Origin of the sequence: Vibrio penaeicida (genome assembly GCF_002933855.1) — a bacterium.
Lineage (GTDB): Bacteria > Pseudomonadota > Gammaproteobacteria > Enterobacterales > Vibrionaceae > Vibrio > Vibrio penaeicida_A.
Map to the genome: position 1 here is coordinate 1 of NZ_BFAQ01000050.1, position 23,564 is coordinate 23,564.

The window sequence follows — 23,564 nt, forward strand, 5'->3', positions numbered from 1 at the left end:
CTATATTGTTAAAGAGCGTTGCTTTTTCGAAGGTTCTTCTCAAAGCGGACGGACATTTTAGCTACTTAAGTTGTTGTGTCAAACACTTTTTTCAACTCAGTTATTCCGTCTTGCTGTCACTCTTAATATCTCGATTAATCCGTGACAACGAGGCGGCATTATAGGGACTTAGTTTCAACGCGCAAGTGCAAAATCAAAAAAAAATGATGTTAACCGTTTGATTGCTCAGAATTACACCATGATGGACTATATATAAGCAAAAAGAGGGGAAAACCCCTCTTTTATTAACTCACCGATTTTATCTTAAGCTTGATGAGCAATGATTCTATCTTTGTTTACAAGTAACTGTACCTTCTTATCGGGATTCACTTTCCCTGCAAGAATGGCTTTTGCTAATGGGTTTTCGACGCTTTGCTGAATCGCGCGCTTAAGTGGTCTTGCACCAAAGACTGGATCAAAACCTACCTCAGAAATCAGATCTAGCGCTTTATCTGATACTTCCAACTCATAACCTTTTTCAGCCATACGGTTTCCAAGCCTTAATAACTGTATAGATGCGATAGACTTTATATGTGCTTTTCCTAAAGGATGGAACACGACACTTTCATCCACTCTGTTTAAAAACTCAGGACGGAAGTGTTTGCCTACAACTTCCATCACTTCATTTTTGATTCCTTCATAATCTAAAGTGGCAAAGTTTTCCTGAATACGAGATGAGCCAAGATTCGACGTCATGATCACTACGGTATTACGAAAATCAACCGTTCGACCCTGCCCATCTGTTAACCGCCCATCGTCTAAAACTTGCAGAAGGATGTTGAAAACATCAGGGTGCGCTTTTTCCACTTCATCAAGCAGAATGACCGAATAAGGTTTACGACGCACAGCTTCCGTTAAATAGCCACCTTCTTCATAGCCAACATAACCAGGAGGCGCTCCGACTAAACGAGCCACAGAGTGCTTTTCCATAAACTCTGACATATCTATGCGCACCATGGCATCTTCACTATCGAACATAAAGCTCGCTAATGTTTTACAAAGTTCAGTCTTACCTACTCCTGTCGGTCCTAAAAATAGGAAAGAACCAATCGGTTTATTGGGATCAGAAAGCCCTGCTCGACTTCTTCTTATCGCATTCGATACAACCTCAACCGCTTCTTGCTGACCAATAACACGCTTATGCAGTACTTCTTCCATTCGGAGCAGCTTTTCTTTTTCTGCTTCAAGCATTTTGGAAACGGGTATACCCGTTTGTTTCGAAAGTACCTCTGCTATTTCAGCATCCGTCACTTTGTTTTTAAGCAAAGTCATCTCTTGCATTTCAGCTTGAGTAGCGAGATCTAGCTGCTTTTCTAATTCAGGAATACGCCCATATTGCAGTTCAGACATACGATTTAAATCGCCAGCTCTTCTTGCAAAGTCCATATCCATCCGAGCTTGTTCTAGTTCACTTTTGATATGTTGAGTACCCGAAAGTGCCGCTTTCTCTGCTTTCCAAATTTCTTCTAGTTCAGCGTAATCACGCTCTTTTACTTCCAATTCACTGTTAAGTGCTTTTAGGCGTTTCGAACTCGCATCATCATGTTCATTCACTAGAGCTTGTTGCTCGATTTTTAGCTGGATGATCTTGCGTTCAAGTTTATCTAGAGATTCCGGCTTCGAGTCGATTTGCATTCGAATACTTGAAGCTGCTTCGTCGATCAAGTCAATGGCTTTATCTGGCAATTGGCGGTCTGATACGTATCGGTGTGATAAACCCGCTGCAGCAACAATTGCTGGATCTGTAATTTCGACGTGATGGTGTAATTCATATCGCTCTTTAAGACCACGTAATATAGCCACAGTGTCTTCAACAGATGGCTCGTCGACCAAAACTTTTTGAAAGCGACGTTCCAAAGCAGGATCTTTTTCGATGTATTGACGGTATTCATCTAGAGTTGTTGCGCCGACACAGTGAAGCTCTCCCCTCGCCAATGCTGGTTTTAACATGTTCCCAGCATCCATTGAGCCTTCACCTTTACCCGCTCCAACCATCGTATGAAGTTCATCTATAAATAGAATGACATTACCTTCTTCTTTCGATAACTCATTCAAAACAGACTTCAAACGCTCTTCAAATTCTCCTCGATATTTTGCACCCGCGACTAATGACCCCATATCCAGTGATAAAACTCGACGACCTCGAAGCCCCTCTGGTACTTCATTGTTGATAATACGTTGGGCCAAACCTTCAACAATGGCTGTTTTACCTACGCCAGGTTCACCGATAATGACGGGGTTGTTTTTTGTGCGACGCTGTAGAACTTGAATGGTACGACGGATTTCATCATCACGACCAATCACAGGGTCTAACTTGCCCTGCTCTGCTCGCTCGGTTAAATCTATAGTAAATTTTTCGAGCGCTTGGCGTTTGTCTTCTGCATTAGGATCATCCACTTTCTGCCCGCCACGTACTTTTTCGATGGCTTCTGAGATCTTAGCTTCTGTTAATCCCAACTCTTTAAGTAATATGCCAAGTGGACCTTTATCTTCAATGGCAGCCAATAAGAAGATTTCAGATGAGATATAAGCATCTTGGCGCTTCTGAGCAACCTTGTCGCACATGTTGAATAATGTGCCCATGGCAGAAGACAGTTGAACATCGCCACCAATACCACTGACTTTAGGTAAACGATCCATCATCTCGCTCAACTTTGAACGCAGCTGTACAACGTCTACATTCAGCATGGTAAGTAAAGGTCTTATGGTGCTGCCTTCTTGATTTAGAAGCGAGACTAAAAGATGAACTGGCTCTATATACTGATGATCGCGCCCTAGCGCTAAGGATTGTGCGTCAGAAATAGCAACCTGAAATTTGCTGGTGAATCGATCAAGACGCATAACAACCTCCAACCTTTTTAATGTTCTTTAACTAGGTTAGGAGATAGGTACGCCATACTACAATTTCAAGGGGAAGAACTAAGTATATATTCCTACTGAACCCAAAGATTTCACTAAAAAGAACAGATACAGATGAACCAGTTCAAGATATACATAGCTTTGTATAAAAGGAGGACTATTCCAGCCAAATAAAACTGGATTGACGACCAGTGACGCCATCACGTCGGTAAGAGTAAAATAAATGAGGGTCGCTGTATGTACACTGCCCACTATCGTAAACCAGTGATACACCTTCTGAATTGAGGCGCTGAGTTGCGAGCATGCTCATGTTTGCAAACCATTTCCCTGCATTTTGACCTTGTTCGAAAGCGCAGATAGCTCGATCGTTTACAGAGGTAAACGCTTCAACAACATCCTCTCCGACTTCGAATGCAGCCTGACCAATCGCCGGCCCCAACCAAGCTATTACATCTCCAGAAAAGTGTTGTAATGCTTGCTCTATGATCCCACCAGCTAAACCACGCCATCCGGCGTGAACGGCAGCGACTTGCGTACCTTTAGTGTCCGTTAGCAATACAGGTAAACAATCTGCTGTCATTGCAGAACAAACAATATTGGGCTTCGCAGTAAATACTCCATCCGCGTTAATGATTTCCTCTGAAGTGGAAACCATTGACGCGACATGAGTTGAATGAGTTTGATTTAACCAAATTGGTGCTGAAGGCATACTGGATGCCGTCACTAAGCGAGAACGGTTTTCAGCAACAAGATCGCTTGCATCGCCCACGTGTGTCCCAAGATTCAAACCAGAGTAAGAACCTTGAGATACGCCGCCCAAACGCGTGGAGCTAAGCGCTTTCACGTTCTTAGGAGCATCCCAATTCGGAGAAATCCACTTCATATCAGTAATCGTCTAATGGATTTTCTTTTGCATCCAAGCGCAATGCTTCTGCCATTTGAACCATGTCATCAGGCACAGGTGCATGGAACTCCATTTCCTCTTTGGTTGCAGGGTGAGCGAATCGAAGCATCACAGCGTGAAGTGCTTGTCGATCAAACCCGCGGATCATATCCGTCAGTTCGTCTGATGCACCTTTTGGAATTCGAGCCCGACCACCATAAGCAATATCACCTAATAAAGGGTGTTGTAAGTAGGACATATGAACACGAATCTGGTGCGTACGCCCTGTTTCCAAACGCAATCGAATACGAGTGTGTTCACGGAAGTGCTCTGCCACACGGTAGTGTGTCACCGCAGGTTTCCCTAGTTCACTCACTGCCATCAGTGTTCGTTTCGTTGAATGTCGACCAATGCCTTTTTCAATCATACCGCCTGCTGTCATTCGGCCAATCGCAATGGCTTCATATTCACGGGTAATATTTCTTTTTTGCAAAGCACGAACCAAACGAGTTTGAGCAGGCACCGTTTTCGCAACGACCATTAGACCTGTTGTATCTTTATCTAGACGATGCACAATACCAGCACGAGGCACTTCTGCAATGTCAGGGTAATGATGAAGAAGCGCGTTCAAAACCGTTCCATCAGGTGTACCTGCGCCAGGGTGTACAACAAAACCTCTAGGCTTATTGATAACGATGATGTCGTCGTCCTCATAGACAATGTCTAGAGGAATATCTTGAGCTTCCCAACGCTCCTCATCTTCCAATTCTGCTTGAAGGACAATTTCTTCGCCCCCCATAACTTTTACGCGAGGCTTTATTACAACCTCACCATTGACTTGGATTTTTCCTCCTAAAAGCCACTCTTTTAAGCGTGACCGAGAAAAATCGGTGAATAATTCGGCAACAGCCTGATCTAGGCGTTGGCCTAATTGGCTGTCTTTTACTGTACTTGTTAATTCAATCTGCTGAGCCATATCGAACTTTTTTAAAAACCGTGAGACTAATACCCACTAGTATGGATAAAATAATAGAATTGCGTCATTGTATCCGTTAACCGAACGAAAGTAACGGACACCAAGAAATATTTAATGCAAGGAACAAAGTGCGGACATGAAAAAGCATACATTATCGGGCTTATTGGCTTTGGGGCTTCTAGTTGGATGCTCTAGCAGCAAAGAGGTTGTGCCTGATGTGCCACCAGCAGAATTGTACTCTGATGCGAAGATTTCACTTCAGACGGGAAACTGGCGTACCGCTATTGATAAATTGGAGGCATTAGATTCACGCTATCCTTTTGGTCCCTATTCTGAACAAGTACAGCTAGATTTGATCTACGCGTATTATAAGAACAATGACTTGGCACTTGGCTTAGCCACGATTGCTCGATTCACTCGACTCAACCCAACACATGAAAAGTCAGATTGGGTACTCTACATGCGCGGTTTGACGCACATGGCTCAAGATAGAAACTTTATGCACGATTTATTTAATGTTGATCGTTCAGATAGAGATCCAGAGCCAGTGAAATCAGCATTCAATGATTTCAAACGTCTACTTCAACGATACCCAAGCAGCCCTTATGCTGAAGATGCGCAACAACGCATGTTCTCTCTTAAGAATCGATTGGCAGAGTATGATTTAGCAACCGCCGATTTTTATCTGAGGCGTGAAGCTTGGATTGCCGCTATTAATCGATGTCAGGAACTCCAAAAGACCTTCCCAGACACAAAAGCGGCACGCAAGTCTCTTGCCATTCAGTTAGAAGCATACAAGAAGCTTGGTTTGAAAGATGCGATAGAGCGAACTGAGAAATTGATGAGTCTTAACCCTGTTTAAGCTTTCCATCATGAATACATAAAAGCAGCTTCGGCTGCTTTTTTATTTTCAAATAAGCCAATTGGAGAGAAGGGGGATATATTGATGTGATTAACATCACAAATACCTAGCGAACAAACTTTAGACGGTCGTTTTCATTGAATCGTATTCGCCCCCTAAAAATAGAGTATTTCTAGCGTGCTTACCCTTACCAATCTAAACATTTTTTCCCGTTCAACAAGTATTTTTTTAAGAATTCCACCTAGGTTTTGTCTGAGATCACATTCGTATCCAATTAGAAATACTCACCTTAAGACATTGATTCAGATCACATTCTTTTCGGGCTGGATAAGTAATCTGGAGTTAACCCAATGAGGGGCGAAACAGAGGAAAAACAATATGAAAGTAAACATCACTGGTAAAAACATCGACATCACCTCTGCCATCCGCAATCACATTGAAGGTAAATTCAAAAAGCTAGAAAAATGGCAAGTTGAGTTTATTGGTTGCCAAGCAACCATCAGTGAAGAGCCGAACAAACAAATGAAGATTGAAGCGATCATATCTGTGCCAAAAGGACAACTTATTGCTTCAGCTACAAATGAAGACTTATACATTGCAGTTAATGAAGCCGAACAAAAACTAGAACGTCAGCTAAACAAACTGCGTCATAAGCCAGAAGCTCGTAGAGCCAGCCATTCCAATAAACCTGAGTTGGAAGAAACCGAATAACACTTTCTTTATTTAGTCCTACTTAATGGCGCCAAACGGCGCCATTTTTTTACTTGACGATATATAGCTGCATTGCTTATTGTGTATAAACACCCACCAAACAACAGTAAATATGCAAACCATTACCCTGTTCTTTTTTGACTTCTTTTTTATCTCCTGAATTGGGGGCAGAAGTCGTTTACTGAAAGAAAAGTCAAAAACGAACAGAAAGCCTCCCAAAATTGGGGGGCTTTTTTTATAAGGATAATAACAAAATGACAGACAGACTGGACGGTATAAGATCGCGCCTTAACGAGCTGGATGATCAGCTTCTGAAATTGCTATCGGAAAGGCGTGAACTTAGTATCGAAGTAGCCAAAAGCAAAGTTGAAACATCAAAGCCTGTACGCGACGCCAAACGCGAGCAACAACTACTCGTAAAATTGATTAATAATGGTAAAGATAAGTACCAGTTAGATGCCCCATACATCACTAAAATTTTTCATACCATCATTGAAGACTCAGTGTTGCTGCAACAGGCGTACCTACAAAACTTATTAAATCCTGGTGAGAGCAGGAAGCCATTAGCTCGCGTCGCATTTCTTGGCGCAAGAGGCTCATATTCGCACTTAGCAAGCCATCAGTATTTTAGCCGTAAAAATACTGAGCTCATTGAGCTTAATTGCGAACATTTCAAAGAAATCGCTTCTACCGTTGAGTCTGGTCATGCTGACTACGGTGTTCTCCCAATTGAAAACACGAGTTCAGGTTCAATAAACGAAGTCTATGATCTACTTCAACATACTACGCTGTATATCGTAGGTGAACTGACACTCCCAATTGAACATTGCCTTGTCGCCACATCTGATGTTCGACTCGAAGAGATAAAAACGCTTTACTCACATCCACAGCCTCATCAGCAATGCAGTGAGTTTCTCTCTCACTTAAATGGTGTCACCTTGGAATCTTGTGTCAGCACTGCCGATGCAATGCAGAAAGTGAAAGACTTAGACAGAAAGGATGTCGCTGCTATTGGTAATGCTTCTAGTGGGAAGCTGTATGGCTTGCAGTCCATTCAAGGTAATATCGCCAACCAAACCGAAAATCACACGCGTTTTATTGTGGTTGCGCGTAAACCGGTTGAAGTGTCTACTCAGATCCCAGCAAAAACAACGCTGATAATGTCCACATCGCAACAAGCAGGTTCGCTTGTCGAGACTCTCCTAGTATTGCAGCGATATGGCATCAATATGACCAAATTGGAGTCACGCCCTATAATGGGTAACCCTTGGGAAGAAATGTTCTACATTGATCTAGAAGCGCACCTCGACTCTGAAGAAATGAATAATGCTATTTCAGAAGTTATAAAGCTGACCACCCACTTGAAAGTGCTTGGCTGTTACCCGATCGAAAATGTAGAAGCGACACAAGTATCCTTAGGTTAATGAACAGTATCCCGTTCTAGCTCTAGATGGCTCACTCTTAAACAAAGAGTGAGCTTACTCCCATTTTCTAACCTATTCAGCGAAGAAGAACGCTCAATTCTTAAAGTTAAGTCATTTCTCACACTACAACAAACCCATTTTAAGGTAACTTGCACCTATTCGCGTTGCGTGAAAACCCAATCTCCAGATCCTTGTTTTTCCTCAGTTTGGGTAGGTCGTATTCATTGATGGAACGTATGTATATAGAATGAAGCTCAGCAAACGAACCCTACTTCTCATAATCCCAGTCGTTGTACTCAGTGCCGCTATTTCAAGTTACATCATTTACTTAGGGCAACATACTGCCCTAATAAAATTAGAAAAAAGCTCGATACAACTCAATATGGAAAAGCTCGCAAGTCATTATGGGCAAGCAGCTAACTTCCTTAATAGTTACACCTATACCTTAAGCCACAGTGACGTGCTCGAACGTTTTTTCAACGACACCGACAACCCTTATCGAGAATTTGAACTCAGCCGAAGCCTTCACCAAACATTAACGGATCTCACCGTCCATAATCGCGATTTCGCTGCATTAGGGTTACTCGACAATCAATTCAATACCTTATTTTATGTAGAGAATCAGGTTGATCCTTATTCTTGGCTAGATAAGAAAATCACAAAGTTTGTGAAAGATGGCGTCACGGCAGGTCTCTGGTCGCAAACAGAGTACCTGTTTAATAAGGAAGCTGGCGGCGTATTAGTAAAGTATGATGTATACAATAAGGTGACATTTTCATCACCACAACAAAGTACTCTTCCGGAAGATTACTTCATTGTGGTAGCGATGATTGAAACGACGGAATACGACAACTTAAGGCATGTTTTGGAGCGAGAGCACTTAACCGTTCTCACATACGCGTTAGAACCACCGACGCAAACTCGTGAGTTGACTCATAGTGTACAGCTTTCTCCTACCCGCTGGGCTACGTTAGATCCCTCTAGCTTCGTGGTTGAAAACAAACTCAGTTACATACTATTTAAGCTATTAATTTCTTTTGGTTTATCTTCATTGATAACCGTATCCTTGCTTATTTTACTTTTCTATCGCTACGTTATATTCCCTATCACTCGACTAGCGAAGCAACTGCGAGAAGTCGAAGATCACAAACGAACGAACATTCAGCGCCTAGACAGTGACGATGAAATCGGCCACCTTTCGCATAAATTTTACGAAATGTACCAGAGCCTGGCCGACAACTACCAAAAAACAAAGCAATTAGCTGAAATGGATCAATTGACCAAATTGGCCAACCGTCGCTATTTTCAATCTCATGTGGCAAAAGCATTAACTTTAGTTCAACCCACAGCCCAGAAAGAACAGCACTGTATCCTTTACATCGATCTAGATAACTTTAAGTTTGTAAACGATAAGTATGGGCATAAAATTGGAGATGCTCTTTTAGTCCAGTTTGCTAAAAACCTCAATCAGATAGAAGAACGCTTATCGTTGAAGCACAACGTGAAAGTCATGTCTTCGCGGCTATCTGGAGATGAGTTTGCTGTATACCTTTGCGGGACTGATTTGGACGTCACATTAATTCATCACTTTTGCCAAAACATTCTTCAACCTTTACAGGCAGGCTTTGTCTCTCCAGTTGGTACATTCCCTATTACGGTCAGTATTGGCGTTGCAACCTACCCCACAGACGGTGACAATGTAGAACATTTGCTCTCGAATGCTGATACAGCAATGTATCAAGCTAAGCGAGCAGGCAAAAACCAATATACGTTTTACTCAAAAGCACTGGATAAAGAAGTCCAACGTATTAGCAGCATAGAACGAGCATTACGTCGTGCCGATTATCAAGATGAGTTTTCCTTGGTGTATATGCCCTATATGAATGCAGAAGGGACGGAAGTGGTTGGAGTCGAGGCACTGCTAAGATGGCACTCCGGCACGCTTGGTGAAGTCTCCCCATCGGAATTCATACCTTTGGCAGAACAAACGGGGTTATTTGAAATCATTGATAAATGGGTAATTGAAAAGGCATTTTCTGGCTACCATCAAATGCAGAGTTTGTTTGAAAACCAGGTTCAACTATCTATTAACCTTTCTTCGGCTGAACTCGACTCCTGTCAGCTAGCTACATTTATAGAGCAAAAAGCACAGCAATATCGCGTCCCTTATGAACAAGTTGATTTTGAAATTACAGAGACGTTCGCGGCAGGAAGTCAGGGGTACCCTTTACTTCACGAATTGTCTTCTCAAGGATTCCAATTAGCCATTGACGACTTTGGCTCAGGCTATACGTCGTTCACTCAATTGGTTCAATACCCCGTTCAAAAAATAAAATTTGATCGTGAGTTTTTGCTGGCTATGCTGGAATCTAATAAGCAACACATCATTAAACCACTGATAGAATTGTGCCATTCGCAAGACATTTCCGTAACAGCCGAAGGCGTCGAAAATCGTGATATGCACCAATGGTTACGCTCAAGTGGTTGCGATTACATGCAAGGGTTTTACTTTGGTCAGCCGATGTCTATTGAGCGACTTAAAGACTGGACAGCAGCACTTAATTCTCGCTAGTTGTTAATGGCAAAGGTCTTACATACAAGTATAGCAATGCAGAATCGGCGCGAATGTCATATATAAACCCTAACATCAAGTAACCTCAAATGTAGGATGCAAAGCCTCATCTTCTGTCTCCGTTAGGGCTCTGTATTTAAGATACGTTAACGCAGCCAAATACCCGTACCTTTTCAAGCTCTATGATTCTATGACTATGAAATGAAGTAGAATACTGATTTCCCAGGTCAGATTGCTTGGGTACAGATTTATAGGAATGCAGCCCAATGAAAAAAGTAATAATCGCGTCATTAAACCCTGCCAAAATTAATGCGGTTAAGAGTGCTTTCAAGGAAGTGCTTCCAAATGAAAATTTTGAATATGAAGGCATCTCAGTTCCAAGTGAAGTGGCAGACCAACCCATGTCCAATAGTGAAACGAAATCTGGTGCTATCAACCGTGTTAAGAATGCGCGTGCTGAAAAGCCACAGGCTGAATTTTATGTCGGCTTAGAAGCAGGTAACGAAGGCAATGACACATTCGCGTGGATGATCATAGAATCGGGAAACAAAAGAGGCGAGTCTCGCTCATCAAGCTTGCCTCTCCCCCCTACGGTTGTGAGGCAGTTACATCAAGGTATCGAATTAGGTGACGTTATGGATAAAACATTCGGTACAGACAACATCAAGCAAAAAGGAGGCGCTATTGCCCTGCTAACGGGAAATGCGCTGACTAGAAGCTCGGTATATCACCAAGCATTAATTTTGGCTCTTATCCCTTTTATCAACCCCGATCTGTTTCCTGATAACTTATAGAAAAGAAAAGGCAGCAATCGAGATTGCTGCCTTTTCACATTCTAGAACCCACCTTATTCACGGGTATTCTTGAGTAACTGTTCTAACACGGCTTTATCGTTATCTGATTTATTTTTTAACTCATTAGAACCACGTGTAATTGTCGCTATCCCTACGCCCAGCATCTGACTGATCTGGCGCTGGGATAAATTACCTTTGAGCAATTCATTAAAGATATTCACTCGGGCTTGAATCGCATCTCTTTCATCCGGCGTCATTAACATGGTTAAAAGCATGCCATGCTTATCATGTTCGGCAGCTTCAGCGACCAAGTCCATAACATCTTGCCACTTTTGAAACTCTGGCTTTGGTGACATAAGACTCTCTCTGTTACTCAATCCCAGATATTGTATACCCTACATCGCTTATACCCAAGTGCCCTCAAAGATGAAGTACTATGGGCATAATTCAAATATAAGCGATTTAATTATCTGACAAATTAGTATTTTTCTTCCTGTTCGTTTTTCGTCAAAAAATCCCCTTTCGTTCCACTCAAGAAACGGTAATAAGACTCAAACATCAAAATGTTTTGCACATAACCGCGAGTTTCTCTAAATGGAATGGCTTCGATAAACGCGAACACATCCAATTTTTGGTCGCTGTTTTTACGCCACCTTTTCACTCGATGAGGTCCTGCATTGTATGCCGCTAGCGCGTAAATGCGATTTCCATCGTATTGATCGAGAAGGTAGCTAAGATATTGACTACCAATTTCAATGTTCTTTTTCACATCATGAAGTTCACTAGGCACTTTATAGGGGATACCGAATTTTCGAGCCGTATATTTTGCAGTTGCTGGCATGATTTGCATGATGCCGCGCGCGCCGACAGGAGAACGAGCTTGAACATCTAGGGCACTTTCCTGACGAGCAAGAGACATTAAGGTTATCGGCTCGATATTGTATTTGTCCCCATAAAATTCGAACCACCATCGGTGAGCAATTGGGAAACGCAAATGTATTTCGTCCCATGCTTTAGCGGCAATAGATGCTTTCACTGTTAAATGTGACCATTTTTGCATCGCGGCATAATGCGCTAGCGCTTGTTTTTCTTCTTTCGAACTTCTTTGTAATAGCCATTGCCATTCGCTTTTGGCTGCTGAAATTTTATCGAGCACAATCAATTCATGGACTCGATCCAGCGTTTTTTGATATTTCTTGGTTAAGTTTGCATCCGGTTCGCTTTTGCTTATTTCGTAATTGATAGGTGTGCCTAACGTTTGAGCCGCTACAACGCTATAAAAATGGCGCTGACCTAGCATTGATTCTAATCGTTTCTCACCTACCTGATTTCGTCCCTGTGCAATTTCTGCTCTTGCCAGCCAATACTGCCAGCGAAGATCTTCTTTTTTTGCTGAAGGAAGCTTATCAATCCACTTTTCAACCCCCTTCCAATCAGCGTGCTGGAGCGCTAAGCGAATTCTTCTTTCCAACAAGTCACTGTTTTTCGTTGTCGAAATAGCCTTGTCACGCCACGCAATCAACTCGCTAGAATCAGTATTGATGAGGCGAAATGCCGTATAATCTGACAGCTGTTGCCTTTGGTCCGACGTTAGTTTCTGCCCCGATACAACAAGGTCTAACTGTTTTACCGCCTCTTTCGTATCCGTCCGAACAAGCTTTCTATAGCCATGCCATGCGAGCTTCCGATTCCTTGGCGTAACGTAGGATCTTTTGGCAAACTTCCCAATACCTTTAGGATTTTGATAAAGCTTGGAAATTTTTTCAGCTTCAGCTTTCGCTTTTTTCCCATCCGGAAGTTTTTTCAGATAGGTGACCATTCGACCTTGCCTAGCTTCATAGGCAAGCACCATACGATCGAGGATTTTTTCGTCGCTTCTATTACCGGCTTTTTCCCACGCATCAAATAAATCATCACACGCAGAGACAACGCTCTTTCCACTCAGCCATAATTTTTCTGCCCCAGCGAATGCTGCGGCTTTATCGCCGTGCTTTAACTGTGAGTAATAGTAGTAACATCGGTATGTTTCACCACGAGGCTCGGTAAGTTGATAACGGTAAATAGTTTTCCAGTCATTTTCCTTAGCCAAACCATCCAAATACGCGGCGCGAATTCTTTTCGAAAATGGAAGAGTGTAGAACTGCTTTTGAAAATAGCTGACTTCATCAATATTGCGTTCACCAATATTGACAAGAAATGCTCGATAATCGGTATACGGAGTTAACACATAATCGGCAATATCCGAACGCATTGCATGATAGTCATCCACTTTTCTTGCATCGAGTAAGTTCTGAGCTTGTTCGTATTTCAGCCTTTGTTGTACGAGTGCACTTCCTTCTTCTGCTACGGTTGAGAACGTAGAGAGTAAACCGAAAGTTGCCATACAAATCCGCTGGGAAATGTTTCGCATGAATACCTGTCCTTTTGAAAGCTTTGCCTTTATGAATGCTTATCCATGGCAATTTTAATTCAGTTATAAGAGCACAATTTTATGAACAACGTTTTATAGTGATACTTTAAATTCAGGCTAGAGACAACCTGACTATCAAGAATAATTCTAGATTCGATTTCGCCCTTAAGATAACTAATCCAATTGATTACCGTGGGGACATAGATAAATAAGGGCATTAAGCTAGACTCTTATCTAATCAAGCAGTTCCTAAAAAGTCTCATCTATTCTGTAAAATTTCTTTTCCCATCCCAGTTAGTAGACGGTTTGTTATCGAGAATCGTAATCTAACGCTCAATTTTGCTGGTGCTTTTCTTTCACACCAGCAATGTGAAAACTGAAGTATCTTGAATGCATTGAGTAAAGTGCAAAAAATGGCTCTTTCCCAACTCTAAACGCGCTGAACCTAGCATCTTTGAGTGACTTGGGTATAAAATACAGCCCTAATTTTTCGAATAACAGGAAAGGTCGGTAATGGCTGAATACGTATACACCATGTCGCGGGTGAGCAAAACAGTGCCACCTAAACGTCAAATTCTTAAAGACATTTCGCTTAGCTTTTTTCCAGGCGCTAAAATCGGTGTCTTAGGTTTAAATGGTTCTGGTAAATCGACCTTATTACGCATCATGGCTGGTATTGATACTGATATTGATGGTGAAGCCCGTGCACAGCAGGGTCTTAATGTCGGTTATCTTCCGCAAGAACCCGTACTTGATGAGTCAAAAACTGTTCGAGAAATAGTTGAAGAAGCTGTTTCTGATGTCGCTGACGCACTAAAACGTATTGACGCTGTATACGCGGCTTACGCAGAACCAGATGCAGACTTCGACGCACTTGCTAAAGAACAAGGTGAGCTCGAAGCCCTTATTCAGGCAAAAGATGGTCACAATCTAGAAACAGCATTAGAACGAGCTGCTGACGCACTGCGCCTTCCAGAGTGGGATGCGAAAATTGAGCACTTATCGGGTGGTGAACGTCGCCGCGTTGCTATCTGTCGCCTACTTCTAGAAAAGCCAGACATGCTGCTTCTTGATGAGCCAACCAACCACTTGGATGCGGAATCCGTTGCATGGCTTGAGCACTTCCTAGTGGATTATAACGGTACTGTTGTAGCTATCACGCACGACCGTTACTTCTTAGACAATGCAGCTGGCTGGATCCTAGAACTTGACCGTGGTGAAGGTATCCCTTGGCAAGGTAACTACACCTCTTGGCTAGAGCAAAAAGATGAGCGTCTGAAGCAAGAGAAGGCTGGCGAAAGCGCACGTCAAAAAACAATTGAGAAAGAACTAGAATGGGTTCGTCAAAACCCGAAAGGTCGTCAAGCTAAGTCTAAAGCTCGTATGGCTCGTTTTGAAGAACTGACGACTGGTCAATACCAGAAACGTAACGAAACCAATGAATTATTCATCCCACCAGGTGAACGTTTGGGTGACAAAGTTCTTGAAGTGAAGAACCTAACTAAATCGTTCGGTGATCGCGTTCTTATCGATGATCTTTCTTTCAGTATGCCTAAAGGGGCTATTGTCGGTATCGTTGGTGCGAACGGCGCGGGTAAATCAACACTATTTAAAATGTTGAGTGGTGCAGAGCAGCCTGATTCCGGAACCGTTGAACTTGGTGAAACAGTGAAGTTAGCTTCTGTTGATCAGTTCCGTGACAGCATGGACGACAAGAAAACGGTATTCCAAGAGATCTCTGAAGGCGCTGATATCATTAAGATCAACAACTTCGAAATCCCTGCACGTGCATACTGTTCTCGCTTCAACTTCAAAGGCAACGACCAACAGAAGATCATTGGTGAGCTTTCTGGTGGTGAACGCAACCGTGTCCACCTAGCGAAGCTTCTGAAAGCGGGCGGCAACGTATTGCTACTCGATGAGCCAACCAACGACCTTGATGTTGAAACACTACGTGCTCTTGAAGAAGCACTATTAGAATTCCCAGGCTGTGCCATGGTTATCTCGCACGACCGTTGGTTCCTAGATAGAATTGCGACCCATATTCTGGACTACCGTGACGAAGGTCAGGTGAATTTCTATGAAGGCAACTATACTGAGTACACTGAGTGGTTGAAACAGACGATCGGGGCACAGGCAGCTGAACCTCATCGAATCAAATATAAGCGCATTGCGAAGTAACATTATTTGTATTGTGTAAAAAAGACCGCCTATGCGGTCTTTTTTCTTATATATTCGAGACAATTCATCGAACGTTGAAACTAGGCGCTTAAGCGTCACAAAAAAACCGACTCTTTACCCATTAGCCTTGTACAACAGTTACCATAAGGCAAAATTTAAGCATGAACCAAAAGAGAGCACACTATGATTGAACGCCGTCGATTTTCTCGCGTTATCTACCAAGCCCCAGCAAAATTGGTGCAAGGCGACTTAACTGTAAACAGTGATATTCGAGACCTTTCGCTACACGGTCTTTTGCTTTCTGGCTCACCTGCTAATCATGATTTCGATACAAGTAACATGCTGTATGTCGACATCGAGTTACCTGATAGTGACATTGTGATATCATTGGAAGCTGAAATTGTGGAGCTAAACGATAATTTTATGCGTCTTAGTATTCATCATATTGATATCGACAGCATCAGCCACTTGAAGCGACTGGTTGAGCTGAATGTTGGCGATGAAGCCCTTTTGCATAGAGAAATAGAGCAGCTATCTGATTTAGGTGCTTAAAATAGCAATAAATGTCACGACAAATACAAATATCAATCCCAACTTCGTCTGGGGTTCAGCACTTTTTTGTGGGAAGAAAAGCAACTGCATTGGTTGTTCTTTCTCTTTTTGCCCTCCCTAGCTTACTTGGTACCTCTGTCTATCAGTATTTCTCTGCCCAATCCAGCGCAGAGAATACGCTGGCAAGATCAGAGCAAAACTTCAGTCATGCTCAATCTCAAATCGACTATCTCGACCAAAAAAGCGATCAGTTTAAAGCTCTATATGAAGCTCAAATCAGCACGAACCATTCTTTGACTCAAGAACTGGAAGAGAAGAAAGGAGAAATCCTAACTCTGGGCAAGCGTGTGAATGATGTGGAATCAGTACTTGGGATTACGCAAGAAACCTCCGTTGTAGACTATGCAGAATTGTCTTTGGAACAGAGAATTGATGCGGCAGCGATCAACTCCGCAGTGCGTGCCACTATGTTTCGATTGCTTCCTAATGACAGCCCTGTTCTGTATCAACGAATTTCATCCAACTACGGCTACCGAAAGAATCCAATTACCGGCAGGCGTCACCGACATTTAGGCATCGATCTCACGTGCCAACGTGGAGAGCAAGTACTGGCTCCTGCAGATGGCGTAGTTGAACTAAGACGCCCAAGTAAGAAAGGGTATGGAAATTTATTGAAGTTACGTCATGCCTTTGGGTTCATGACATCATACGCACACTTGCAAGGCTTTAACGTCCGCAGTGGCCAGTTTGTAAACAAGGGAGATGTTGTCGCAACATGCGGAAACTCGGGCAACTCTACCGGTCCTCACCTCCATTATGAAGTGCGATTCTTAGGTAGAACATTAAACCCTAAACACTTTATGGATTGGACCCCCGAAAACTTTGATACTTTGTTTGAAAAAGAACGCAGTATTAAATGGGCATCTCTGGTCGATGTTATGAGCAACGTTGTAAAGCTGCAAGTATTGCTAACACAAAACCCAAGCTCGGCACCCAGCTCAGTTGATACCGTGAAAAATACTTCATCGACGCCAACAGTAAACTGACAGTAGTTAACTGAATGCAGTAAATTTGGAATGGTTTAATATATAAAAACGGCTCCTTAAGGAGCCGTTTTTATTTTAAATGTCAGATAGGGATTTATCGATGAATCGCGTCATTTGCTTGCTTTAGTAGCTTCTGACTCTCTTCCATAAATTGCTGGGAATACCCACCAAACCACTCACCAACCTTTTCAAAACTTTCGACAAACTCTTGTTTGTTATCACCTTCGAGCATAGCCAGTGCATTACCAAAACTTTGGTGGAAGCGCTTAATCATTTCGATATTTTCATCGGAAGATAAAATAATATCAGCATACAGATTCGGATCCTGTGCAAACAGGCGACCAACCATAGCAAGTTCAAGCCTATAAATTGGGGAACTCAGCTGCAATAGATTTTCGATATTGGGGTTCTCTCCACTCAAATGCAAACCATATGCAAAAGAAGTAAAGTGGCGCAGAGCCTGGATCAGGGTCATACCATGATCGTGTTCTTGGGCTTCACACTTACACAGGCTCGCGCCCCAAATCTCAATCTGTTTCAGTAACCATTGGTAAGTTTCCTCACCACGACCATCGCAGTAAACAACAACTTGCTTTGCTAAGCTTGGAACATCGGGACCAAACATAGGATGCAACCCAACTACAGGTCCGGAGTGTGATCGCAACATCGCGCTGAGTGGCTTTGACTTTATCGACGTCAAATCACACAAAATGCAATTTTCAGGAAGGTTGTTCAACTTGGCAATCACACTTTCCGTCAAATGGATAGGAACCGTGACAACAACGAGCCCAGCGCCATCAAGGATTTCATCAGCACGTTCCCAGTCTTGGCTGCCGAGTACTTTCACGTCATAGCCAGACAAGCGGAACATACGTCCAAATAATCCCCCAAGTTGACCATGTCCACCAACAATGACAACCGAACCCAGTTCTGGGTTAAGGCATTTGAAACCTGAATCTTTTTCACTGGTATACGATTCACGCATGGTTCTACGTAAAATGTCTTCAATAAGCTGCGGTGGAACACCTTGTTTTTCAGCTTCTTCTCTGCGAGAGGCCAACATTGTCGCTTCGCGCTCAGGAACGTAAATAGGCAAACCGTGCTGACTTTTTACTTCTCCGACTTTCTCTACCAGTGCTAGCCTTTGCGCCAGCAGATCGACCATTTGCTTATCTACTAGGTCAATTTGATCTCTCAATTCATTCAGTTCAACTGCCATCCAGTATTACCTTATTGATTTTTTATTCTGTCTTGTAAAAACGGCACAAGCTCTTGGTGTGCATGCGTTAATAGTGCCTCAGTTGAATCCCAATTGATACACGCATCGGTGATGGAAACCCCGTAAGCCATCTCATTTACTGGAATGTCTGAAGGCTGATTACCTTCATTAATATGGCTTTCAATCATCAGACCGATAATCGACTTGTTTCCTTCACGGATTTGATGGATAACATCTTCAGCAACAAGCGGCTGACGACGGAAATCTTTGCGCGAGTTCGCGTGACTGCAATCCACCATCAAAGCAGCATCCAGTCCAGACTTCGACATTTCCTCTTCACATTCTGCGACAGAAACGGAATCGTAGTTGGTTTGTTTACCGCCACGCAAAATAACATGACCATTAGGGTTACCTTGCGTCGTCAATAAAGCAACCTGACCTTCACGGTTAATCCCCATGAAGCGGTGACCAGAAGACGCCGCCTGCATAGCATTGATTGCAGTCGCAAGGCTGCCATCCGTACCGTTTTTGAAACCAACAGGCATAGACAAACCACTGGCCATTTCACGGTGAGTTTGTGATTCCGTTGTTCTGGCACCGATTGCCGCCCAACTGAACGTATCAGCTAGGTATTGAGGGCTGATTGGGTCTAGAGCTTCCGTCGCTAGCGGGATTTTCATTTCAGCTAGATCGACAAGTAGCTGGCGAGCCACATGAAGCCCATGCTCAATGTCGAATGTACCATTCAAGTGAGGGTCGTTAATCAGCCCTTTCCAGCCAACAGTGGTACGTGGTTTTTCAAAGTAAACACGCATAACGATGTAAATCTGGTCATCCAATTTTTCAGACAATGCCTTTAGGCGCTTTGCGTATTCTTTAGCGGCATCCAGATCATGAATTGAGCAAGGACCACAGACAACCAACAAACGATGATCTTTCTTATCGATGATGTCTGCTATTTCCTGACGAGACTGTTGAATAAACTGGCGCGCTTCATCGCTCAGTGGGATTTTGTCTTTCAACTGATTAGGTGTAATTAAAACCTGCTCGTCACTGATGTGTATGTTGCTCAATTCGCTCTTTTGCATTTCCATTACCTGTAAACTTAAAATTACACCCACTACAACCAGCGAGCCTCAAATCCAATAAAGAACAAAATAACAGCAAAAAAATAGATTTCAAGTGTAAACTTAAAAAAACATTAAGTGTAAATTTTAATTTACACTGCAAATTAGGAGCTACTTAACAACTTATAGCAAATATTATCGATTAAAATAGCCTTAAATAATTACGGAAAGTGGCTATGGACCTCATATTATCTTTACTTCAGCAGATGTGCGTATACCTCGTACTGGCTTATATGCTGAGTAAAACCCCAATTTTTTTGCCACTACTTAGTATTTCTACACGTTTAAGTCACAAACTTAGCTGCTACGTCCTTTTTTCTTTGTTTTGTATTATGGGGACGTACTTTGGTTTACAGATCAATGATGCGATCGCCAACACGCGAGCCATTGGCGCAGTCATGGGAGGCTTATTTGGTGGACCCGTTGTTGGCTTTGCTGTCGGTTTTACTGGGGGAATGCATCGATACTCTCTTGGTGGGTTCACCGATATTGCCTGCGCGATATCAACAACTGCTGAAGGATTAATAGGGGGTGTTCTGCACAGCTACTACGTAAGAAAAAATAGGTCGAGCCAACTCTTTAACCCTTTTGTGGTCTTCTCCGTCACACTCTTTGCAGAAATTGTTCAGATGTTGATTATATTGATCGTGGCGAAGCCTTTTACGCAGTCTTATCAGTTGGTTTCCGCCATTGCAGCACCAATGATCATCGCTAACTCTGTTGGTGCGGCTCTGTTTATGAGCATCTTGCAAGATAGAAAAACCATCTTCGAAAAGTATTCCGCCGCATTTTCTCGGCGAGCACTCACGATAGCTGAACGTTCCGTCGGTATTCTAAGCTCTGGATTTAATGCCAATAACGCCAACAAAATTGCTCGTATTATCTATGAAGAAACCAAAGTGGGCGCTGTATCCATAACCGACAAAGATAAGATTCTCGCCTTTGTGGGTATAGGTGATGATCACCATAAACCCAATACACCTATCTCATCAAACAGCACTCTAGATGCGATTTCCAATAACAAAATTATTTACCTTGATGGCAGAGAACAGCCTTACCAGTGCTCTTTATCTGAAAGTTGTAAGCTGGGCTCAGCACTGATAATTCCTTTGAAAACCGGAGACGATGTAATAGGTACCATCAAGCTTTATGAACCCAAACGAAAGCTGTTTTCCACCATTAATATGTCGATGGCGGAGGGCATAGCTCAACTGCTTTCCAGTCAGATTTTGTATGGCGATTATCAAGAACAACAAACGCTTCTCACTCAAGCTGAAATCAAGCTACTTCACGCTCAAGTTAACCCGCACTTTCTGTTCAACGCTTTGAATACCATCAGTGCCATTACAAGACGAGACCCAGATAAAGCAAGGGATCTTATTCAGCACTTGTCTCAATTCTTCCGGAGTAACCTTAAGCAAAATATAGAGACTGTTCGGCTGAAAGAAGAGCTGGAACACGTGAATGCGTACCTCACCATTGAAAAAGCGCGTTTTAGCGATCGTCTGGAAGTTGAATGGGCGATAGATGATGCCTTGCTAGAAAAAATCATACCCAGCTTTACCCTACAGCCTCTGGTCGAAAATGCTATCAAGCACGGTATTTCTCAGCTTCTAGAAAATGGTAAAGTTCGAATATATAGCCATACCGAAAACGGTGAGCACACCATAGTGGTTGAAGACAATGCGGGGCTCTATCACGCTCCTGCACAGAACCACTCTGGATTGGGGTTGGATATTGTGAATAAGCGTCTCGCTAACCTACTGGGGCGATCATCAACATTACACATAGACTGCCATCCACAGAAATACACAAGAATGAGCTTTAAACTCCCGACGACAGAGGCAAAGGAATGCTGACCGCTTTAATCATTGATGATGAACAATTTGCTCGAGAAGAGCTGTGCGAGTTACTGGCAGAAACGCAGGAGATCGATGTCATCGACCAAGCCAGTAATGCCATTGAAGGGTTAAAGAAAATCAACGCCTGTAAGCCGGACGTGGTTTTTTTAGATATTCACATGCCTCAGATTAGTGGTATTGAACTGCTCTCTATGCTTGATCCGGATACCATGCCCAATGTGGTGTTTGTTACGGCGTACGACCAATATGCGATTCAAGCTTTTGAGGACAATGCATTCGATTACCTTTTAAAACCCGTTGAACCATCACGGCTTCAAAAATGTGTTTCCCGTTTGGTTAAAACAGCTCGGTTAAAAGAGCCTCAAAACATATCAGTATTCACGCAAGATAAATTAGAGCAAGTCCCTTGCATCGGTCTCAATCGCATTGTCATTATCCCAATCCACGATGTTGAGTTTGCTTACACCGACATTTCAGGTGTACAAGTGAAAACCGCAGAACAAACCGCCACCAGCCAGTTGACGCTAAAAGTGCTCGAACAAAAAACCTCGTTGTTGCGGTGTCATCGCCAGTATCTCGTTAACACTCAAGCGATTCGGGAGATTAAATTGCTGGAACACGGTCTTGCTGAAATTATTACGCAAAGCGGGCACCCAGTGCCCGTTAGCCGAAGATTTTTGAAGAGTTTAAAAGAGACACTAGGTATTCAGTAAAAACCGTTATGCCATCGGCTCGAATGATTAGGGTTTGTTGAATTTAACAATCCAGTATTCGTTTCATGGCTTCCGATGCTGATTTCCATTCTTCACTGATTCGCAGCTCGCTCAAGGAGAAGCTTTGCTTTTTCAGCAAGCTTGTTGCGTTGGGTACGGTACTTATCGGCAGTTTGTCCAACGCACTAACGGTATAGTCACGGTTGTTGCACATCAGTAACATGTCACACCCAGCCTCAAGCGATTGCATTGCACGCTCTGCTGGTGATCCCATGACTCCCGCACCTTCCATACTGAGATCGTCAGAAAAAACGATACCTTGGAATCCTAGCTGCTCTCTTAATACTTGTTTCAACCAATAAGGGCTGCCACTGGCCGGCTGTGAATCGTATTCAGGGTAAATAACATGTGCTGGCATCATGGCATCCAACACACCAGATTCTATATGTGCCTTAAACACCGCCATATCTTGTTCGAAAATGAAATCTCTTTGGTCTTTGGCTGTTTCATAGTGGGTATCGGTAATCACACCACCATGACCGGGGAAATGCTTTCCTGTTGTCGCCATGCCAACCGTTTTCATTCCTTCCATAAATGCCGAACTGTACGTCACGATACTTTCGATATCGTCACCAAAGGCACGATTCCCTATGGCTTTACATTCATGTCCTTTGTCTAAAACTGGGGCAAAACTAAGATCGATATCATGGGCAATTAATTCGGCAGCCATCAAAAAACCGGCTTGCTTTGCCACCTCTTTGCCATTGGGTTGTATAGCAAAGCTTTGTGCAGGTGGTATCAAGCTAAACCCTTCTTTAAAGCGCTGTACACGTCCACCTTCTTGATCCACCCCAATCAATATTGGGCGATTGGCGGCTTGTCGGATACTTTTGTTCAACGCAAGTAATTGCTCATTATCGTAATAATTGCGCGAAAACAGGATCACCCCACCTACAGTTGGGTGTTGCAGTATTTCTTTGTCTTCTGCATCCAGCTCGTATCCGGCAACATCAATCCAAAGTGGTCCCATTATGTTCAAAGCCTCGTAGTTTAATTATACCCAAGTAACCTCAAGATACAGGATTCAGAGCCTCATATTCTGTTCCAGTTCAAGGAGAAGAACGTAGCGGAATGACTGGTCCTTTCCAAGTTCTTTGACAATGAAATGGGACAGAATATGGGCTCCCAAGGGCGAGTTTAACTGGATTTCATGCTACGTTACTGATATTTGATTTAGAATAACTAGATCTTCATATCAGTGCCTTGCCTAAAAGCCAGTTAACTCTCGCTGAAACTCGTATATTGAGGTTGCTTGGGTATAACCAATTAAGAAT

At 42.9% G+C, this 23,564-nt stretch carries 18 protein-coding genes and 1 other annotated feature; of the genes, 10 read left to right on the forward strand and 8 right to left on the reverse strand.

The genetic code is table 11. The features are described from left to right. Positions 1–303: 303 nt before the first annotated feature. The 3 genes from clpB to rluD all read right to left on the reverse strand — a co-directional run bounded on the left by clpB (position 304) and on the right by rluD (position 4,757). The gene (gene clpB / locus VPNCDNU1_RS25025) at positions 304–2,880 is read right to left on the reverse strand and encodes an ATP-dependent chaperone ClpB (RefSeq protein ID WP_104402900.1); all 2,577 of its coding nucleotides are present in this window, start codon (positions 2,878–2,880) and stop codon (positions 304–306) included. A 175-nt stretch (positions 2,881–3,055) separates the two neighbouring features. Then, a complete protein-coding gene (gene pgeF, locus VPNCDNU1_RS25030) occupies positions 3,056–3,781 on the reverse strand; it encodes a peptidoglycan editing factor PgeF (protein ID WP_104402901.1) in 726 nt (241 codons plus the stop codon). 1 nt (position 3,782) lies between these two features. Then, positions 3,783–4,757, reverse strand: a complete 975-nt coding sequence (gene rluD / locus VPNCDNU1_RS25035) for a 23S rRNA pseudouridine(1911/1915/1917) synthase RluD (RefSeq protein WP_104402902.1) — start codon at positions 4,755–4,757, stop codon at positions 3,783–3,785. Between the two features lie 136 nt (positions 4,758–4,893). On the opposite strand from rluD, the gene VPNCDNU1_RS25040 reads away from it, so the two are divergent. The 5 genes from VPNCDNU1_RS25040 to yjjX all read left to right on the forward strand — a co-directional run bounded on the left by VPNCDNU1_RS25040 (position 4,894) and on the right by yjjX (position 11,120). Then, positions 4,894–5,619 carry an outer membrane protein assembly factor BamD gene (locus VPNCDNU1_RS25040; RefSeq protein WP_104402903.1) on the forward strand — a complete coding sequence of 242 codons (726 nt, stop codon included), beginning with the start codon at positions 4,894–4,896 and terminating at the stop codon, positions 5,617–5,619. A 378-nt stretch (positions 5,620–5,997) separates the two neighbouring features. Further along, positions 5,998–6,330, forward strand: coding sequence for a ribosome hibernation-promoting factor, HPF/YfiA family (hpf, locus tag VPNCDNU1_RS25045; protein WP_101112311.1), 333 nt, complete (start codon positions 5,998–6,000; stop codon positions 6,328–6,330). Between the two features lie 114 nt (positions 6,331–6,444). After that, positions 6,445–6,569, forward strand: a sequence feature (Phe leader region). A gap of 15 nt (positions 6,570–6,584) precedes the next feature. After that, the gene (gene pheA, locus VPNCDNU1_RS25050; protein WP_104402904.1) at positions 6,585–7,754 is read left to right on the forward strand and encodes a prephenate dehydratase; all 1,170 of its coding nucleotides are present in this window, start codon (positions 6,585–6,587) and stop codon (positions 7,752–7,754) included. Between the two features lie 247 nt (positions 7,755–8,001). Further along, positions 8,002–10,326 carry a putative bifunctional diguanylate cyclase/phosphodiesterase gene (locus VPNCDNU1_RS25055; protein WP_104402905.1) on the forward strand — a complete coding sequence of 775 codons (2,325 nt, stop codon included), beginning with the start codon at positions 8,002–8,004 and terminating at the stop codon, positions 10,324–10,326. Positions 10,327–10,592: 266 nt separating this feature from the next. Then, positions 10,593–11,120 (forward strand): inosine/xanthosine triphosphatase, encoded by a 528-nt coding sequence (gene yjjX / locus VPNCDNU1_RS25060; protein ID WP_104402906.1) that lies wholly within the window; start codon positions 10,593–10,595, stop codon positions 11,118–11,120. Between the two features lie 53 nt (positions 11,121–11,173). On the opposite strand, the gene trpR is transcribed toward yjjX, so the two are convergent. Next, complete coding sequence (gene trpR, locus VPNCDNU1_RS25065) at positions 11,174–11,476, reverse strand: trp operon repressor (RefSeq protein WP_101112315.1); 303 nt, start codon at positions 11,474–11,476, stop codon at positions 11,174–11,176. Between the two features lie 122 nt (positions 11,477–11,598). Next, positions 11,599–13,530, reverse strand: a complete 1,932-nt coding sequence (gene sltY, locus VPNCDNU1_RS25070) for a murein transglycosylase (RefSeq protein WP_104402907.1) — start codon at positions 13,528–13,530, stop codon at positions 11,599–11,601. 513 nt (positions 13,531–14,043) lie between these two features. On the opposite strand from sltY, the gene ettA reads away from it, so the two are divergent. From ettA to VPNCDNU1_RS25085, 3 genes are all read left to right on the forward strand, one after another. Further along, positions 14,044–15,711: an energy-dependent translational throttle protein EttA gene (ettA, locus tag VPNCDNU1_RS25075; protein ID WP_101112317.1), complete on the forward strand. Its 1,668-nt coding sequence runs from the start codon at positions 14,044–14,046 to the stop codon at positions 15,709–15,711. Between the two features lie 183 nt (positions 15,712–15,894). Beyond that, on the forward strand, positions 15,895–16,263 hold the full coding sequence (locus VPNCDNU1_RS25080) for a PilZ domain-containing protein (RefSeq protein WP_104402908.1): 369 nt from the start codon (positions 15,895–15,897) through the stop codon (positions 16,261–16,263). An 11-nt stretch (positions 16,264–16,274) separates the two neighbouring features. Further along, complete coding sequence (locus tag VPNCDNU1_RS25085; protein ID WP_104402909.1) at positions 16,275–17,309, forward strand: M23 family metallopeptidase; 1,035 nt, start codon at positions 16,275–16,277, stop codon at positions 17,307–17,309. Between the two features lie 94 nt (positions 17,310–17,403). Here VPNCDNU1_RS25085 and tyrA read toward each other — a convergent pair whose 3' ends face one another. Next, complete coding sequence (gene tyrA, locus VPNCDNU1_RS25090; RefSeq protein ID WP_104402910.1) at positions 17,404–18,528, reverse strand: bifunctional chorismate mutase/prephenate dehydrogenase; 1,125 nt, start codon at positions 18,526–18,528, stop codon at positions 17,404–17,406. 11 nt (positions 18,529–18,539) lie between these two features. Next, positions 18,540–19,616 carry a 3-deoxy-7-phosphoheptulonate synthase gene (locus VPNCDNU1_RS25095; RefSeq protein WP_101112321.1) on the reverse strand — a complete coding sequence of 359 codons (1,077 nt, stop codon included), beginning with the start codon at positions 19,614–19,616 and terminating at the stop codon, positions 18,540–18,542. A gap of 215 nt (positions 19,617–19,831) precedes the next feature. Here VPNCDNU1_RS25095 and VPNCDNU1_RS25100 point away from each other — a divergent pair, with 215 nt between their 5' ends. Both VPNCDNU1_RS25100 and btsR read left to right on the forward strand, forming a co-directional pair. Then, complete coding sequence (locus tag VPNCDNU1_RS25100; RefSeq protein ID WP_104402911.1) at positions 19,832–21,514, forward strand: sensor histidine kinase; 1,683 nt, start codon at positions 19,832–19,834, stop codon at positions 21,512–21,514. Beyond that, positions 21,508–22,230, forward strand: a complete 723-nt coding sequence (gene btsR / locus VPNCDNU1_RS25105; protein ID WP_104402912.1) for a two-component system response regulator BtsR — start codon at positions 21,508–21,510, stop codon at positions 22,228–22,230. Before VPNCDNU1_RS25100 ends, btsR begins: the two co-directional genes overlap by 7 nt. Positions 22,231–22,273: 43 nt before the next feature. Here the strand turns inward: btsR and nagZ are convergent, their stop codons facing one another. Next, the gene (gene nagZ, locus VPNCDNU1_RS25110; RefSeq protein WP_104402913.1) at positions 22,274–23,260 is read right to left on the reverse strand and encodes a beta-N-acetylhexosaminidase; all 987 of its coding nucleotides are present in this window, start codon (positions 23,258–23,260) and stop codon (positions 22,274–22,276) included. Positions 23,261–23,564: the final 304 nt, after the last annotated feature.